13 protein-coding genes are annotated in these 15,702 nt (G+C 51.1%); 4 read left to right on the plus strand and 9 right to left on the minus strand.

What is annotated here, in order from left to right:
* Positions 1–77: 77 nt before the first annotated feature.
* From ACTS3T_RS23725 to ACTS3T_RS23750, 6 genes are all read right to left on the minus strand, one after another.
* Positions 78–968 carry a WecB/TagA/CpsF family glycosyltransferase gene (locus ACTS3T_RS23725; RefSeq protein ID WP_462935832.1) on the minus strand — a complete coding sequence of 297 codons (891 nt, stop codon included), beginning with the start codon at positions 966–968 and terminating at the stop codon, positions 78–80.
* 406 nt (positions 969–1,374) lie between these two features.
* Positions 1,375–2,112: a hypothetical protein gene (locus tag ACTS3T_RS23730; protein WP_462935833.1), complete on the minus strand. Its 738-nt coding sequence runs from the start codon at positions 2,110–2,112 to the stop codon at positions 1,375–1,377.
* Between the two features lie 21 nt (positions 2,113–2,133).
* Positions 2,134–2,541: a ketosteroid isomerase family protein gene (locus ACTS3T_RS23735; RefSeq protein WP_462935834.1), complete on the minus strand. Its 408-nt coding sequence runs from the start codon at positions 2,539–2,541 to the stop codon at positions 2,134–2,136.
* 74 nt (positions 2,542–2,615) lie between these two features.
* The gene (locus ACTS3T_RS23740; RefSeq protein ID WP_462935835.1) at positions 2,616–3,965 is read right to left on the minus strand and encodes an FAD-dependent oxidoreductase; all 1,350 of its coding nucleotides are present in this window, start codon (positions 3,963–3,965) and stop codon (positions 2,616–2,618) included.
* A 23-nt stretch (positions 3,966–3,988) separates the two neighbouring features.
* Entirely contained in the window at positions 3,989–5,038 is a 1,050-nt protein-coding gene (locus ACTS3T_RS23745; protein ID WP_462935836.1) for a glycosyltransferase family 4 protein, read from the minus strand.
* A 56-nt stretch (positions 5,039–5,094) separates the two neighbouring features.
* Positions 5,095–5,697 carry a DsbA family protein gene (locus ACTS3T_RS23750; RefSeq protein WP_462935837.1) on the minus strand — a complete coding sequence of 201 codons (603 nt, stop codon included), beginning with the start codon at positions 5,695–5,697 and terminating at the stop codon, positions 5,095–5,097.
* A gap of 396 nt (positions 5,698–6,093) precedes the next feature.
* On the opposite strand from ACTS3T_RS23750, the gene ACTS3T_RS23755 reads away from it, so the two are divergent.
* A complete protein-coding gene (locus tag ACTS3T_RS23755; protein ID WP_462935838.1) occupies positions 6,094–9,183 on the plus strand; it encodes a coiled-coil domain-containing protein in 3,090 nt (1,029 codons plus the stop codon).
* Between the two features lie 191 nt (positions 9,184–9,374).
* Here the strand turns inward: ACTS3T_RS23755 and ACTS3T_RS23760 are convergent, their stop codons facing one another.
* Positions 9,375–10,223 carry a PHP domain-containing protein gene (locus tag ACTS3T_RS23760; RefSeq protein ID WP_462935839.1) on the minus strand — a complete coding sequence of 283 codons (849 nt, stop codon included), beginning with the start codon at positions 10,221–10,223 and terminating at the stop codon, positions 9,375–9,377.
* 270 nt (positions 10,224–10,493) lie between these two features.
* Here ACTS3T_RS23760 and folP point away from each other — a divergent pair, with 270 nt between their 5' ends.
* Positions 10,494–11,369 carry a dihydropteroate synthase gene (gene folP, locus ACTS3T_RS23765; protein ID WP_462935840.1) on the plus strand — a complete coding sequence of 292 codons (876 nt, stop codon included), beginning with the start codon at positions 10,494–10,496 and terminating at the stop codon, positions 11,367–11,369.
* Here folP and ACTS3T_RS23770 read toward each other — a convergent pair.
* Both ACTS3T_RS23770 and ACTS3T_RS23775 read right to left on the minus strand, forming a co-directional pair.
* Positions 11,353–12,159, minus strand: coding sequence for a hypothetical protein (locus ACTS3T_RS23770; RefSeq protein WP_462935841.1), 807 nt, complete (start codon positions 12,157–12,159; stop codon positions 11,353–11,355). The two genes, folP and ACTS3T_RS23770, sit on opposite strands and share 17 nt — an antisense overlap.
* A 118-nt stretch (positions 12,160–12,277) precedes the next feature.
* Positions 12,278–13,378 carry a Gfo/Idh/MocA family protein gene (locus ACTS3T_RS23775; RefSeq protein WP_462935842.1) on the minus strand — a complete coding sequence of 367 codons (1,101 nt, stop codon included), beginning with the start codon at positions 13,376–13,378 and terminating at the stop codon, positions 12,278–12,280.
* Positions 13,379–13,528: 150 nt separating this feature from the next.
* Between ACTS3T_RS23775 and ACTS3T_RS23780 the strand changes: the two genes are divergently transcribed.
* Both ACTS3T_RS23780 and ACTS3T_RS23785 read left to right on the plus strand, forming a co-directional pair.
* Entirely contained in the window at positions 13,529–14,017 is a 489-nt protein-coding gene (locus tag ACTS3T_RS23780) for a hypothetical protein (protein WP_462935843.1), read from the plus strand.
* A 293-nt stretch (positions 14,018–14,310) separates the two neighbouring features.
* Positions 14,311–15,195, plus strand: coding sequence for a 4-hydroxybenzoate solanesyltransferase (locus ACTS3T_RS23785; protein ID WP_462935844.1), 885 nt, complete (start codon positions 14,311–14,313; stop codon positions 15,193–15,195).
* Positions 15,196–15,702: the final 507 nt, after the last annotated feature.

The following is a 15,702-nucleotide window of genomic DNA, read 5'->3' on the forward strand; positions in this document are numbered from 1 at the left end:
ATCAGTCTCACTTTACCCGCGTTTTTAAACAGGTAAAGGGAGCCACCCCAAAACTTTTTAGGCAAAGTTTTTGAGGCTCAAGAAAGCTGCTGTTCGCGTCTGAATCTAGCTTGCAAAATCATCCAGACAAAAGGCATGTCTCTGAGTAAATAGCGCTTCCAAAGCCGCTTCGGCTCAGACATGAGACGATAGAGCCATTCAAACCCCAGTTCACTGATGTAACGAGGTGCTCTAGGTTTATTCCCTGCTTCAAAGTCGATCGCTGCCCCAACAGCCAAGAAAATATCAATATTGGGGAGCTGATGGCGATATTTAGCAATCCATTTTTCTTGTTTGGGTGCGCCGACCCCCACCACCAACACATTAGCGCCAGAGCGTTTGATCACATTTATCAGTTCTTGGCATTCTGCCTCGTTGCGCTCAAAGCCAAAAGAAGGCGAGTGCGCCTGCACAATAATTTCGCGGCCTACTTTGGCGTTAATGTTTCGCCGCGCTTGCTCGGCGACGCCTTCAGCGCCACCCAACAAAAAGACTTTCACAGCCGGGTTGTGTTTGTGGTGCTGGCAAAAAAGCGGCAGCAGGTCGGAGCCTGAAATTTTAGCTTTAATAGGAGTTCCTAAAAACTTAGAAGCATACATCAAAATTTGGCTATCACAAACTTTGTAGTCTGCTTGGTGATAAGCCTGGACAAATTCTTCGTCTTCTCGCAGCTTCATAACGTGATCGACGTTAGGGGTGAAGACGACGCCTTGCTTTAGCTGATGCAAAAAGTCGTGGGTCGCCAGGTTGTCAATCTCGACGTTGAGAATTTTGACCCGCTCTTTGATCAGCGTTTTTTGGCGTTGTTTCAGGTTATTGGTGCGAAGTTCGCGGGCGACCGATTCCAAAGAGGCCCTGCGAAAGTCTGCGTAAAGTTGTTGCACTTTATCGGCAGTAACTGTTTTGGAGATACTTGAGTTAGAAGGCATTAGCAGTTTTCTCAGAGCAGCTTGCAGTCGGAGCATCATGTTCGAGAACAATTTGAGAGTAAGCGTTAGAATTCAGTTAATTTGTGCTTGACTACACCCAATAGCCGAATTAAATAGCTGTGGCTTTACTACAGGGCAAGACGACTTAACTTTTATGAATGTTTCATTGTTTTGCGCCTTTTTTTAACCGTATATAAAAATGAGTAAATTTATACGAGTTAACAGACAGGTTAGGCTGTTTTTGTGCAATGTAAATCTTTCTTAGGGCAGTTTTGCTGCCATAGAAAGATAGATATTGTCGGTTTTTTAGGTGTTTTTTCTGTTAGCAGGTAGCTTTTGATACTCAGTTTTGACGATGACTGGAGCGAAGGTTAATTAACCCTTATATCAATCATCAGGCTACCGCTTAAAGCGCTAGCAGCAAGAGGGTATAAGCCCCTACCCCCGTGGCAAATGCCCAAAACTGACTTTCTCGTTCTTCAGGCAATTCTTCTTTTAAAACGTTTAGGATAATGCCACCAGCGAGAAAAGAGAATAACGTAGCGATCGCCGCTTCTGAAATTTCTGTACCATTGCCAATTAGCCAACCGACCAAAACCGCCGCCGCCAAAATCCAGCGACCCGAATGGCGATAGGTGCGTTTGTGATCTTGCTGCAAGCCTACATCGTTAACGAGAAAATGTAGGGACATGGCAATGATGAAAAATAAGAGGCCGCGAAAGCTGTTATCTTCTCGGTGCAGCAGCAGATAGCCAATGAGGGTGTTGTAGATGGCAAACGCTGTGATGTGTATCCAGTAAACCTGCAGGCTGGCCGTTTCGTCGATTTTTTCGGGCGATCGCTGGCGTGAGCGCTTCACCAAACGCTCTAAGCCATAAAAGACTGCTAACCCTAGCAGCGCCATGATATAAACGTGGCTTTCGAGAAAGGCCAGCGGTAAAGCTTCGTCTAAAACAGCCTGATGCTCGTTTAAGTCAGGGAGTAGATGAACGAACACATAAGCGACTGAAACGCCACTGGCTAAAGATAGCCACCAGCTTCGCGGCCAGCGACTGAGAAAGCGCAGATTGATGCCATAAAGATGAACAGCCGCCAAACAAACGACACCAACCAGCGAAACGATCCAAGGGACAAACGCAGGCATGGTAATAATTTACGGCTGAGGCTAACGGCGTAGCTTTAACAGCTCTTGCATAGACGCTAGCAGCCGCACCCGTACATATTCAATTTCGGCTTGGGAATTGAGAATAAAAACCCAGCCAACGTTGACCTTGAAGAGGGGCGTGCGCACTTTTCCTTTGATTTCTGCCTGCACCTGGCCGTCTGCTAACGGGCTTAAGTCTCCCTGTAGCGGTTCTAACTGTAAATTAGTAGCTTCTTTCGCCAGATAAGCAGCGATCGCCGTTGCACCCACAATGGGTTCTTCAAAAGGCGGCTGTAGTTGGCCTGCTGGCGCAAATAGGGCAGCGGTCGCGGCAAACTCACCCTGGTTTAAGGTTTGAAAATACTGGCATAGGGTAGGAATTTCGTGCCATTGAGCCACTGCTGGGTCAATTAAAGAAAGTGAGGTCATAAATTTTGAGCAGTTCTAAAATCTAATCTTTCAGGAAGCTGATTGGGCTTGAGCTTCCTGCTGACCTATCTTTATCACAGGCTCAAAACTTCCTCTCCTACCGTGGGATGGATTCCTAAGCTTTGAGTAAGGGCATGAACCGTAATTCCCTGGCGAATGGCCGCTGCAACGCTTTGGACAATTTCAGCCGCATGATCGCCGACCATGTGTAGCCCTACGACTTTATCTGTCTTTTGATTGACGATTAGCTTAACCAGAGTTTTGTTGTCTGGCTGGGTCAAGCTGTAGCGCAAGGGTTCAAAAGATTTAGCGTAAATTTGCATGGCATCGCCTAGCGCTTTAGCCGCCTTTTCTTCGGTTAGCCCCACTGTGGCGGCTTCAGGACGGGTAAACACCGCCGAAGGGATGTATGGACAATTAATCGGTGTGGGGGTGCCTAGCAGCGTTTGGGCAACGGCGGCGGCTTCTGCTTTAGCAACGGGGGTAAGGGGCTGGTTGCGTCGGGTGCAGTCACCCACGGCAAAAATGTGATCTTGGTCGGTGCGGCCATAGTCATCCACTGCGATCGCACCTGCCTCTGTTTGAATACCGACTTGCTCAAGCTTTAGCCCCTCTAGGTTGGGCTGACGCCCAATTGCCACCAGCACACAATCTACCGATAAAGCGCTAGCTGACTCAGACAAGTGTAGCTGCAAGCCCTGAGTGGTCAATTCCAGCGCTTTTACCTGGGTTTGGCCGATGAAACGCACGCCTCGATCGAGCAGGGCAGTCTGTACCGCACAGCGAATATCGGCGTCAAAGCCCGTCAGAATTTGACGGTCTTGATCGATGAGGGTGACTTCGCAGTCGAGCAAGTTTAACAGGCTACCAAACTCTGCGCCGATGTACCCCCCACCGACAATCGCAATGCGCGACGGCAACGTTTCGAGCGTAAATATCTGGCGAGAAGTAATGGCGTTTTCTAGCCCAGGACAGGTTAGCGGTGTTGGTTTGGCACCAACGGCTAAAACAATGTAGGCAGCGCTTAAGCAGCGATCGCCAATTTGCAACCGATGGGCATCGACAAAAGCTGCTTGCCCTGCTAAATAAGTGACGCCATCGGCTTCGAGCTGCGATCGCAGCGATTGGTTAATTTCAGCGATGTGCTGGTGCATGGCCTGTTTCAGCGCCGACCAGTCAAACAGACCTTTCGGATTTACCCAGCCATAACCTGCCGCTAGCGCCTGCTGACGAGCCACATCAGCCGCATAAACCATTAGCTTTTTGGGAACGCAACCCCGATTGGCACAGGTGCCACCAATGGCCTCAGCCTCAGCGATCGCTACCCGTAACCCTTGCTGAGCAGTGGCTCTTGCCACCGTTAAACCAGCCGAACCAGCTCCAACTACGAGCAAGTCATAATCAAAGCTTGGGGGATTTTTCATGGTTGAACCGTCACATTCCTTGCCTAGGCTACTTTTTGCGGCGGCGCTGATGACAAGACCTGTTGATAGACGGCCAAATAGCTGTCTGTCATGGCTTCGTAGCTAAAATGCTGCTCCACCCGCTGGCGACACAGCGCCCGATCAATTTGATCTACCTGCGATACCGCCTTGGCCATTTCCTCCACATCATCGCAGATAAATCCGGTTTTACCCGCAGCAATCACCTCTGGCACTGCGCCCATACGCATGGCAATCACAGGTGTTCCAGTTGCCATCGACTCTACCATAACCAGACCAAACGGCTCATGCCAGGTAATCGGAAACAACGTGGCGATCGCCTGCCCCAAAAGCTGCGTTTTTTCAGCGTGGCTGGCTTCCCCTAAATATTGAATTTGATCGTCGTCAAAGTGAGCTGCCACTTCTTGTTCAAAGTAGTCTCGGTCTTTAGTATCCACTTTTCCGGCTAGCTTCAGCGGCAGACCCAGTTGCTTAGCCACGGCGATCGCATGGTGTGGCCCTTTGCTGGGTGACATCCGCCCCAAAAAGGCTAAATAGGGCGGATCTTGAGGCTGATCGACAAAAGGGAATTGGCCTGGATCAATACCGTTGTAAACCGTGGCTACGTAGTTAAGCTGTGGCGCTAAATCTTGTTGGGCTTGGCTGATGCTGACAAAGTTTTGCTCTGGATAGCGCATGTAGAGTTTGCGGTGGTCTTTACCAAAGTTGCTGTGCATGGTGTAGACCGTAGGCCGCTTAATAATATGAGCGATGGGCAGCGGTGGAATCCACTTATGAATATGCACAATATCAAAATTGTCGATTCGCTCTAGCAATTGCTGGAGCTGAATCATCTCATAAACCATGGGTTCTTCAATGGCTTCGTTGCCACGGATAGGCTCTGCGATCGCAGCTACCAGTTCAGCTTGCGTCTGAGAATCTCCGGTGGCAAACAACGTCACATCATGATGACGGCGCACCAGTTCATCTGTCAAAAAGCTCACCACCAGCTCAATACCTCCATAAGCCGGGGGGGGAACTCGCTCCCATAATGGAGCCACTTGAGCAATTCGCATTGTATTCTCCTGTGTAACTTTGTAATCGGGTTTGCGGTTGCCTCAACTTTTGCGGCTTATGGCTGGGCGCTTTGAGTCAGCAACGAATTGAGTAGGCGCTGCCAGTCGGCGACGCTGGCGCTGGAGTCGAGACAGTCGGCTTTAGCCCCATTGATCAAAAAAGTGGGCGTTGACCAAATACCACGGGCGATCGCATAGCGGATGGATTGCTTTGTTTGATTTGCCAATTCGTCATCAGCCAACTTTGCCATCACCCCTGTTTGATCCCGTTGCTCATTTCCCTCAGCGAAATCTGCTATAAACTCAGCAATTAAGTTGTGTAAATCTAGTTGACTTTTTGAACGAAAAGCATCTGCTGAAAACAGAGATTGGCGATCGTAAAGATATGAAAAGAATTGCCAAAAACGTTCGGCGTCACCTGCCGCTACCCAGGTTGCGGCTTTGGTCAAATCCCAACTCTGGCGATGATCGCACAAAACCATTGGCAAAACCGTAAAGGCAACCTGGTGCAGCCCATCGGCTTCCAACAACTTTTGTAATGTCTGCCACGCCCGCTGCGAAAAAGGACATTCAATATCAACAAAAACTTCTACTTGAAGGGGAGCATTACCCGAACCTAGGCGATAGCCATTAGGTCGAGCGGGAATAGGAATTGACATAGATCAGAACAGTTAACACTTAAGTCAGGCGATCTATGGCAAATCGTAAAAATATTTGGCTATTTTCTCCTCTCCCTCAAGCCATATATTGCAGTGTTTGAATCTGAAAAAATTGAATCAACGCTGGCTTTTCTTTCTCCGCAAATAACGCGGTTCTAAAAAACTGCTCTCTAACTTTTGACCCATGCTGCTAAACGACTGACAACGGGTATCCGCCTGTAGAGAGATGCCTTTTGAGCCGAAAAAATGTTGGATTGACTAGGGCAGCAAGTTGTTTCTGGCAGATACGCAAATCCAGGCTGAAAAAGGTAGATCGCCTGGGATTTGCTGCCATCATTCCTCGACAAGAGATTGCTGCCTAGAAGTTCACAGTTTAGATTTTTTGAGGATTGATCAATGATGGGTTATAACGGGATGCTGACTGCGTGGCGACTCATCGCGCAGCTTTCCGATGCTGGCGTAGACACTCCTGAGGAAGCAGCACTCGTTTTTTCAGGACCTCAGTTTTTTGTTGCGCTGCTGTCGGGATTAATTTTGGCGTTTGGCTTTCAAATGCTACTGACTAATTTGTCTGTTGCTGCAGGAGTGTCATATCTCAGCCACAGTGGTTCTAGCAAGTCTTCTAGTAGCAGTGACGATAGCGGCACCTCAATACAGACGATTAGCGTTGCCTTTGGGGTTTGGACGCTGGTAACAGTGAGTTTGGCGCTGTTTTTTGCCTGTTGGCTGGCTGTGAAGCTGAGCCTGTTTGATAATTGGGTGCTGGGCACGATTACGGGTCTGGTGATTTGGGGGCTTTATTTCACCCTCCTAATGTGGGTCAGTTCGACGACGGTTGGCTCTTTGGTCGGTTCAGTTGTTAAGCAAGCAACTTCTAGCTTTCAGACCATTATGGGCACCGCTACCGCAGCCCTGGGTGCCAAAGCAGCCAGCAATCAGATGGTGGCAACGGCAGAAGCCATCGCGGCTACGGTTCGCCGCGAGCTGTCTGACAGCGTCGATCCAGAAGCGCTTAAAGAGACGTTGCAAGACTATGTGTCAACGCTGCGATCGCCGGAAGTCGATATTACTGATTTAGAGAACGAATTTGACCGTATTCTTAACAGCGCTAATCTGCAAGATGTTGACGACGTTGAGGTTCTTCAGCGGATCGATCGCCAAGCTTTTGTCGATTTAGTTAGCAGCCGCAGCGATTTAGCACCGCGTGAGGTCAACCGAATTGCCGATCGTCTCTACAAAAAATGGCAGCAATCTTTGCCTCAGTCTTCCAACAACGGCGTGCGCGAACTGGTTGACTATTTACGTCAGGCTCAACCCGAAGAGATTTCGCAAGGGCTGAATCAGCGTTTAGATCAGCTACTCGACGAATTACGCAGACGGCGTCCCGATCAGTCTTCTTCCAACACCTTTCAACAGTTGCTGTCTCAAGGACTCAACACAGCGATGGGTGTGGCGATGGGGCGAACTGACCTTTCAGATTTAGACGTTGAAAAAATGCTGGGTCAGTTTCAATCAGCCCGTCATCAGCTGACTGACCAGGCAGATAAAATTACGGCTCAAGTGAGTTCTGGCGACCCGGAACCGCTTAGCCTGCTAAAGGCCGACGTTGAAACCTATTTGCTAAACACCTACGTTTGGCAAATGCGCAGCGATCGCCTATCTGAAACTTTCCGCAACGTTCTCTATGACCGCGATGCCAATCCAGCCCAGTTACGGCGTCAGCTAGAGCAGCTCAATCGGCCTTACTTTGCCGATATTCTGCAATCTCGCGGGTTGCTGACCCAATCAGAAATCCAGCAGACTTCTTTGAAGCTTGAAATTATCCGCCAGGAAGTGCTCAAAGATGTTCAAGCTGCCGAGTGGGTGCAGATTCAAAAGCAACTGCGCCGCGAAGTAGAAATCTTTTTGCAACTGACGCCTAAAGAAGAACTGCTGACAGACTTGGGCGATCGCGCCTTTGAAGCGATTGTAGAAGACTCAGAAGCCACTCTTGAGCAACTGAAAGAGCGCTATAGCCTGATCAGCTCTAGCTTTATGGTTCAGGTTTTGCATACCCGTCCCGATTTGGACGATACCGAAACGCAGCATATTGCCAGTAAGCTGCAGCAAATTCTCAACCGCAAAATGGCCGACGCTGAAGGGCTACAGCAAGCAGCCCAAGTCCGCTTAGACAACCAGTGGCAGCAACTTCAAGACTATTTGCGCAACACCGGAAAAGCGGAACTGAACCCAGAAGGCATTCAGCGGGATTTGCAAACTCTGCTGCACGAACCCGAAACAGGGGTGCGCCAACTGCGAGGACGTTTAGCCCGCTTCGATCGCGATACGCTGGTACAGCTTTTAAGCCAGCGGCCTGATCTGTCGGAAGCTGAAGCTAACCGCATTTTGGATCAGGTAGAGCGCAACTGGTATCAGATGATCAGCACTCCTCAGCAGCTCAGCCAGCAGGTGCAAGAAAAGTACCACCAGGCCACCACTGCGATCGCCGATTATTTGCGCAGCACTGGCAAAGAAGAACTCAACCCAGACGGCATTCAGCGCGATTTGCAAAAGCTATTAGACGATCCCAAAGTGGGCGCAAAAGCGATTCAAGCCCGTCTGGCTCGGATGGATCGCGATACGCTGGTACAGCTTTTAAGCCAGCGCGACGACCTCAGCGAAGCAGAAGTCAACCAGGCAATTGACGAAATCTTAGACAGCATTCGCAGCCTGCTGCGATCGCCGCGCCGCTTGGCTCGTCGTGCCCAGTCACAAGTGGTCTCCTTTGAAGCCGCTATGGAAAACTATCTGCTTAGCACTGACAAAGCCGAACTGCACCCAGAAGGCATCAAGCGCGACCTGCAAACCCTGCTAGATGATCCTCGTCTAGGGGCTGAAAGAATAGGCGATCGCCTCTCGCGCATGGATCGCGATACCTTGGTTGCTTTGCTAGCGCAGCGGGATGATCTCTCGCCCGAAGAAGCTGAAGCCATTGTTGGCCGGATTGAAGCCGTCCGCGATCGCATTCAGTCGCAACTTCAACTGGTACAGCGCCGTCTAGAAGCAGTCGTTGATCGCATTTTGGGTCGCATTCGCCACTATCTCAACTCACTCGATCGGCCAGAGTTGAGCTACGAAGGTATTCAGCGAGATGTGCGCAAACTGTTTGATGACCCTCAAGCCGGATTTGTCGCTTTGCGCGATCGCCTTGGCCAGTTTGATCGCGACACCCTTGTGGCCGTAGTTAGCTCCCATGACAGCATTTCTGAAGCAGATGCCAACCGGGTGATTGACCAAATCGAAGCAGCTCGCGACAACGTTTTACATCGGGCACAGCGTCTAGAAGCGCAAGTCGAAAGTCGCCTACAAGCGCTTAAGCAGCAAGCCTACCACCAGTTTGAAGCCACGAAAAAGGCGGCTGAAGTGGCAGCTTGGTGGCTGTTTGGCACCGCTCTAGTCTCAGCCATTGTGTCTGGCATTGCGGGGGGTATTGCCGTTGCCAACTAACTGATTGGTTTTTCGCTAGATAGCTAGACTAAACCAGATAGCTCCCTCCGCGTGGGGGAGCTTTTTTTGGGATCAACTGTCTACTCCCCTTTCTGCTTGAGCCAAGCTAGCCAAGCGTCTTTTATAGCTGTCGCCGTAAGCCCCCGCTCAAAAGCACTTCATCTGCCTTTTGCCCTCAGACTTCTACCTTTTTAGCCAACCATCAGGGGTTGAAAGCCGCGAAGCTGCAACGCCTGTTCTTGTAGCGGTGGCAAAAGCGACAACGGTATCTGTAGCTGGTTTAGCCCCGTGTGTGAACTGGTGAAATCGGTCGCAGGGCCGTGGTAGTCACTTCCCCCGGTTATCAAGAGACGGTGTTGCTGGCAGAAGCCCAGCAGTTTTTCCACCTGACGAGGGCTGTGGTTGGGGTGATACACTTCTAGGCCAACCAGACCAGCCGCTACCAGATCTGGTAAAACCGCCTCAACGCTGCCTCCCCGAAACAAATAGGGATGCGCCCAGACGGGAACAGCTCCACAGCGGCGTAAGAGCGCAATACCATCGACGGCGGCAAACTTTTCGTAAGGGACATAAGCAGGCCCCTGATCGTTGAGCCAGCGTTCAAAGGCTGCTGAGGCTGTCTGCACATAACCAGCTTTGACAAGCGCTGCCGCTAGATGGGGGCGACCGGGTGCCATTTCTGCGGGCATTATGGGTAATTCAATCGGGTAGCCCAGCTCGGCTAGCTTTTCTACCATTTGCTGGGCGCGGCGTCGGCGTCCGGCAAGGCGGGCTTGTAGGGGATCTTGTAAGCGATCGCGGTTGGGATAAAACCCTAAAATATGCAGCGATCGCCCCAAATGCACCGTACTTAGCTCTAAACCCGGAATAATTTCTAGCTCGTAGGCGGCTGCCGCTGCGATCGCCTCATCCCAACCAGCCAGGGTGTCATGATCGGTAATAGCCAGGGCTTTAACCCCTGCCGAAACGGCTGACTGCACAAGCTGCGTAGGTGTCAGTGTGCCATCGGAAAAGGTGGTATGGCAGTGCAGTTCTAGCATAGAAGCGATGGCGCTAACGGCTGATTTAAACAGAGATTTTTCTATGCTAGCGTTTGCTGCTTGCAACGAATCAGCCAAACGGGCACGCCAAACCAAAGCGGACGGCGCAGCAAGGCCGAACAGATGAAAACGGCAAAAGCCAACAGGTACCGTCGTCTAATAAAATTTGACTGTAGAAATACAGAATTTCCTTTATATTTGGTGTATTTCCTCATACATTCAAAGGCTGGATGACGTTAGAAGCCCTTGGTTTTGGGCGGCTGTATGGGTATGAATGCTAAGACATGGAAAATTCGCAATCAAACATTTGGTTGGGGTCAGCGCACTTACCTGATGGGCATCCTCAACGTCACGCCAGATAGCTTTAGCGATGGGGGGCAGTTTGACAGTTTAGAGATGGCGGTTAGCCGGGTGTGTTATTTGATTACCGCCGGAGCCGACATTATTGACATTGGCGGCCAGTCTACCCGGCCAGGAGCCGAGCAAATTTCACTGGAAGCAGAACTACAGCGGGTAATTCCGGTGATTCAAGCGATTCGAGGTGACGCCAATCAAGCGCTCAACTCGATTGTGATTTCGGTAGATACAACCCGCGCCGCTGTGGCTCAAGCGGCGATCAAGGCGGGTGCCGACATCGTCAATGACATTTCAGGTGGAACGTTCGAGCCAGAGATTTTTGAAGTGGTGGCTCAGTTTCAGGTGCCTTACATCATGATGCATATTCGCGGCACTCCCCAGACTATGCAGCAGATGATTGACTATACAGACGTGATGGCGGAGATTCAAGCTTTTTTACGCAAGCAAATTGAGCGGGCGATCGCCGTCGGCGTTGACCCTAGCCACATCGCCATTGATCCGGGTATTGGGTTTGCCAAAACCTATGCCCAAAATTTAGAAATTTTGCGCCGTCTGGCCGAACTGAAGTCTCTTGATGTGCCGCTTTTGGTCGGCCCGTCCCGTAAGAGTTTTATTGGCTGGATTTTAGATCAGCCAGATCCCAGTCAACGGGTTTGGGGCACGGCTGCTGCCTGTGCGGCAGCGATCGCTGGCGGAGCCGATATTCTGCGGGTTCACGATGTTGCTGCCATCCATGATGTGCGACGGGTTACCGATGCGATTTGGCGATCGACTAGGGCTGCGGGTTAGACGCCTGATTGGGCAGCAGCGCGATCGCCTGGTCAACGCTTTTAGGCACATAACTGCCCCCCGCATACTGATCGACATGGCGAAAAAGGCTCAGCGGCGGCGTTAGCCGACAGGTGAAAAATTCAACCGCTGCCGTCTGATCGGGCAAAACTCTGACTTTAGGAGCCAAACTCTGAGGCATCTTGCCGCGCCACTGCCAGGGTTTATTAGTCGGAACCGCCCCAATCAAACGATGCTGACCCCATTGCACCCGCTTACCCGCCCGTCCTAATTCTTTAATTTCTCGGTAAAACAGCGAAGCAGCCAGAAAAGACGCGGCGGAAAAGTCCCCCGTCAGCGCGGCCATTACCGGACTGGCCTGAGGGGGACGAGGAGCCTGCTGAGCATCCGTATTTTGCAGAGCCGCTTCGAGCTGGGCGGTGGTATTACAAGATTCTGGAATCGCCCAGGTCACGCCCATCCCCTGAGTAGACTGACGGTACAAATAAGTCACCAAACACCAACCTGCTTTTAATTGCAGCCCAGGCAGCTTGTTAATCACAGCAGCCGGATCAGTTGTACTTAAAAACCAGCGTCCCTGAAGATTGGGCGCTGTAATCGTTTCATCGGGAATGCCGCCAACCCGAAACAGATCGCCTAACTGGCTTAAAGAAGTGGGTTCGGGCAGGTCGTCGAGGTCAAGGTCTGAGGCTGCTGTCGGCTGCTGTTCAGAAGCTGGCAACATCAACCCCGCTCTGGCAAACTGAATAATTTTTTGAGCGGTTTCGGGTGGAAACTTCTGCAGCGACATAACAAGCCAGACATCCCCGCGTTCTAACAACCCAAGAGAACGCCTAACGCTTAATTTAGTGAGATATTACCTATTTAGGGTTCCCGTGACGCTCGAAATAGCTTGAATGATGTATTCCTTAATGAAGCGGGGGTACGTCAAGCCAACTGCTTTGCTGGCTTGACTGGTGGGTCAGATCCATCAGCAGTTGGGAGTAGCAACCTTCGCGTAATGAGGGGGCACTGACCTGTTGGCGATCGATACACTCGACCCAATGATTTACCACCCGAATGAAAGGGGCTAAGCGGCCATCGCTATAGGTTTGCGGAAAATCTAGACGGGTGGGAATTTCCAACTCTGCCAGCGGTTCTCCGGCGGTAGCTCCATAGAGTTTAAAGCCGTGGACATAGTCTTTGGCGTTACTGCTGCCCAAAACCAAAGTACCGCGATCGCCATAAATTTCTACCCAGTGCCCCCGGCCTTCATAGGTCACCGCACTCAACGTTACCTGGCAAGGGGTGCCGTCTTGCAGATCTAGCATGAGCGTGCAGGTATCATCAGCGTCTACGGGTTTGAGTTCTGCGGTTGTGGGATCGGGGCGCTCGGTAATGGTTGTGCTGAGACGGCCACAAAGGCGCTGCACCGGGCCAAATAGCCAAGCAATATAGTCAAATGCATGGGAACCAATGGCTCCTAAAGCGCCGCCGCCTTTGTCTTTAAGGGCATACCAGTTCCACGGGCGATCGGGGTTGGCGCGGCTACCCGCTAGCCAATCAATCTTCACCAAACGCTTTTGGCCGACATAGCCCTCAGCCAGTAGTTCAGCCAAGCGCTGCCAAGCCGGAACAAAGCGAAACTCAAAATCTACCACAGCAATACACTGCTGAGCTTGAGCCAGACGCAACAGATCCTGGGCTTCAGCGACAGTCAGCGTGGTGGGCTTTTCTAACAACAGGTGTTTGCCCGCTTCTAGCGCTTGTTTGGCCATCGGGTAGTGTAAAAATGGTGGCGTAGAAATGGCTACCGCTTTAACTTCGGGCAAAGCCAGGGCGGCGGCTACGGTTTGACAGGCGTGGGGAATGTCATGAGCCTGGGCGATCGCCTGGGCTTGGTCTAAATCGCGATGATAAACCGCGACCGGGCGGGTGCGATGGTGAGCTTGCAAACCCGGAATATGAATTTTTTGACCAAAGCCAGTGCCCAAGACGGCGACGCCAAGAATCGGTGTTTCTGTAGCCATGTTCGCGCCCCTGCGTTTTTCTCAATCAGGGTACAGTTTTGCTGGCTCAGATGACAACTCAAGTCAATTACAGCCACATTGCCATTTCTGGCAATATAGTACAAAATTACTCTGTGGCCTGACTCGATCGAGATCTACGGGAAGTTTGGCATGAGTGCTTTAACCCAACGGCTATCCACGGCTGAAATTAGCCAGCGAATTCTTGATATGGCGATTACTGGCGTCTACCGAGAATCAGTCTTTGAAACCTTTCGCCCGGTAGCAACCCAAAAACAAATTCGAGGGGCGATCGCCCATGCTAAACAACTCGGTCTGCACTCCGTCCCCCAACTGCGCGATCAAGCCCTAGGCACCTACTACCAAATTGATGCTGGCAGCTACGAAACAGCCCAAGCCCTGCTCAAAGCCGAGGTAACGTTCGCGGTGGGGGCTTCTCCCACGGCCCAGTTGTTGCTCACGACGCAAACCTTGAAGGCGATGCTGGGGGTGTCTGTGAGCATAGCCGTGCTGTGTGCCCTTGGCGGCGCTTTGTTGTGGCTTAATGGTCAGTTCGTGGGGGGTACCAGCGCTCTGGTAGCTAGCCTTAGCGCCTGGACTATTTGGATGATTCAAAATCGGCTAGCTCAAAAGTTTATGTAGATCCAAGGCAGCCGCATTTTCTCAGCTAACCATATTTCTTTTGGATCAAACGGGGGCAAGCCTTGATTTCTCGTCGGCCAAAACAACGCAAATTCGTCGATTTTTCCTAGCCTGACAAAAGCGGGCTTATCGCTGTAGCCACCCGCGTTGAGACACTTCAATGGCTGAAAGCCGCTGACAGAAAAGCTTTGCTGCTGTCTGCTGCCCTCAGACTTCTGCCTTTAACTAACCTGAAGGGATAACGACCCGATATTCTAAAAAGAGACTTTATTGTTATCTTGTCGCTGCAGTTCATGGTTAGTCAGCCACCGCTCCAGAGAGAACCTACCTGGGTTACCGTCCTTCGTTTGATTCGGTGGGATAAGCCTTCCGGTCGTTTAATTTTGATGATTCCGGCGCTTTGGGCTGTTTTTTTAGCCGCGCGAGGGGGGCCACCTGTGCCGCTGGTGGGCGTGATTATTCTCGGCACGCTGGCTACTAGCGCTGGCGGCTGTGTCGTCAACGATTTGTGGGATCGCAATATTGACCCTAAAGTGCAGCGCACCCGCGATCGCCCTTTGGCCTCACGCGCTTTATCCATCAAGACAGGTTTGGTCGTGGCGGCGATCGCCTTTCTGTGTGCTTTTTTTCTGGCTCGCTATCTCAATCCGCTTAGCTTCTGGCTGTGTGTTTTGGCGGTACCTGTGATTGTGCTTTACCCCTTGGCCAAGCGAGTCTTTCCGGTACCCCAACTGGTGCTATCGCTAGCTTGGGGCTTTGCGGTACTCATTAGCTGGACGGCAGTAACCGCTCGTTTGGAGCTATCAGCCTGGCTGCTCTGGGCGGCAACCGTGCTGTGGACACTGGCTTTTGACACCATCTACGCGATTCCCGATCGCGAGTACGACCAGCAAGTGGGGGTGCGCTCTAGCGCTTTATTTTTTGGCAAGCGAGCCGCCTTAGCAGTCGGACTGTTCTTTGCCGGAACGGTGCTCATGCTGGCCTTACTTGGCTGGCAAATGCAGTTAAACATGGCCTTTTGGTTAACGCTGGCGATCGCTAGCGCTCTTTGGGGTTGGCAATATGGCCAACTGAATCGCTACAACCCACCGGGCAAACTTTATGGTCGCCTTTTTCGCCAAAATGTCATGATCGGCTTTGTGCTACTAGCAGGCATGATCGTTGGTTGCTTACGATAAACCCGCCATGGCCGTTTTACCCAGTCATCGCTTGCAGCACCAAGCCCTTTGACTTGCAAAGGAGCGCAACGACAGTTAAAAGCAAAAGCCTGAGGGTAGCAGACAGCAGCAAAGCTTTTCTGTCAGCGGCTTTCAGCCATTGAAGTGTCTCAACGCGGGTGGCTACAGCGATAAGGCATGGCAGAACAGTGTCTGGTGGCCAAAAACCTAAAGATTTTAGGCGCAAACCGCAAAAGACCTCAAAAAGGTTAGAAAATTAACGATTAGACTCTAAGATACGTCCGGCTTTTGAGTATACGCAGCAAGGTTAAAACGAGTGCATCCCAATCTAGTATCTGGATTCTCTAGACTCTCATCCTCAGACCCCTTCCCTAATCTGGCAAAGAGCCTTTAAGCCTGTTTGATTGACTTCCCTACTTCTGTTTTTTTGGAGGAGCGCAGATGGGGGATGAGAAAGGTATTTACCCAATTGTGAGGTACCTAACCAGATCTAATATCGGTGCCCAT

It is taken from the genome of Almyronema sp., from assembly GCF_052168255.1.
Lineage (GTDB): Bacteria > Cyanobacteriota > Cyanobacteriia > Phormidesmidales > Phormidesmidaceae > Sphaerothrix > Sphaerothrix epifaneia.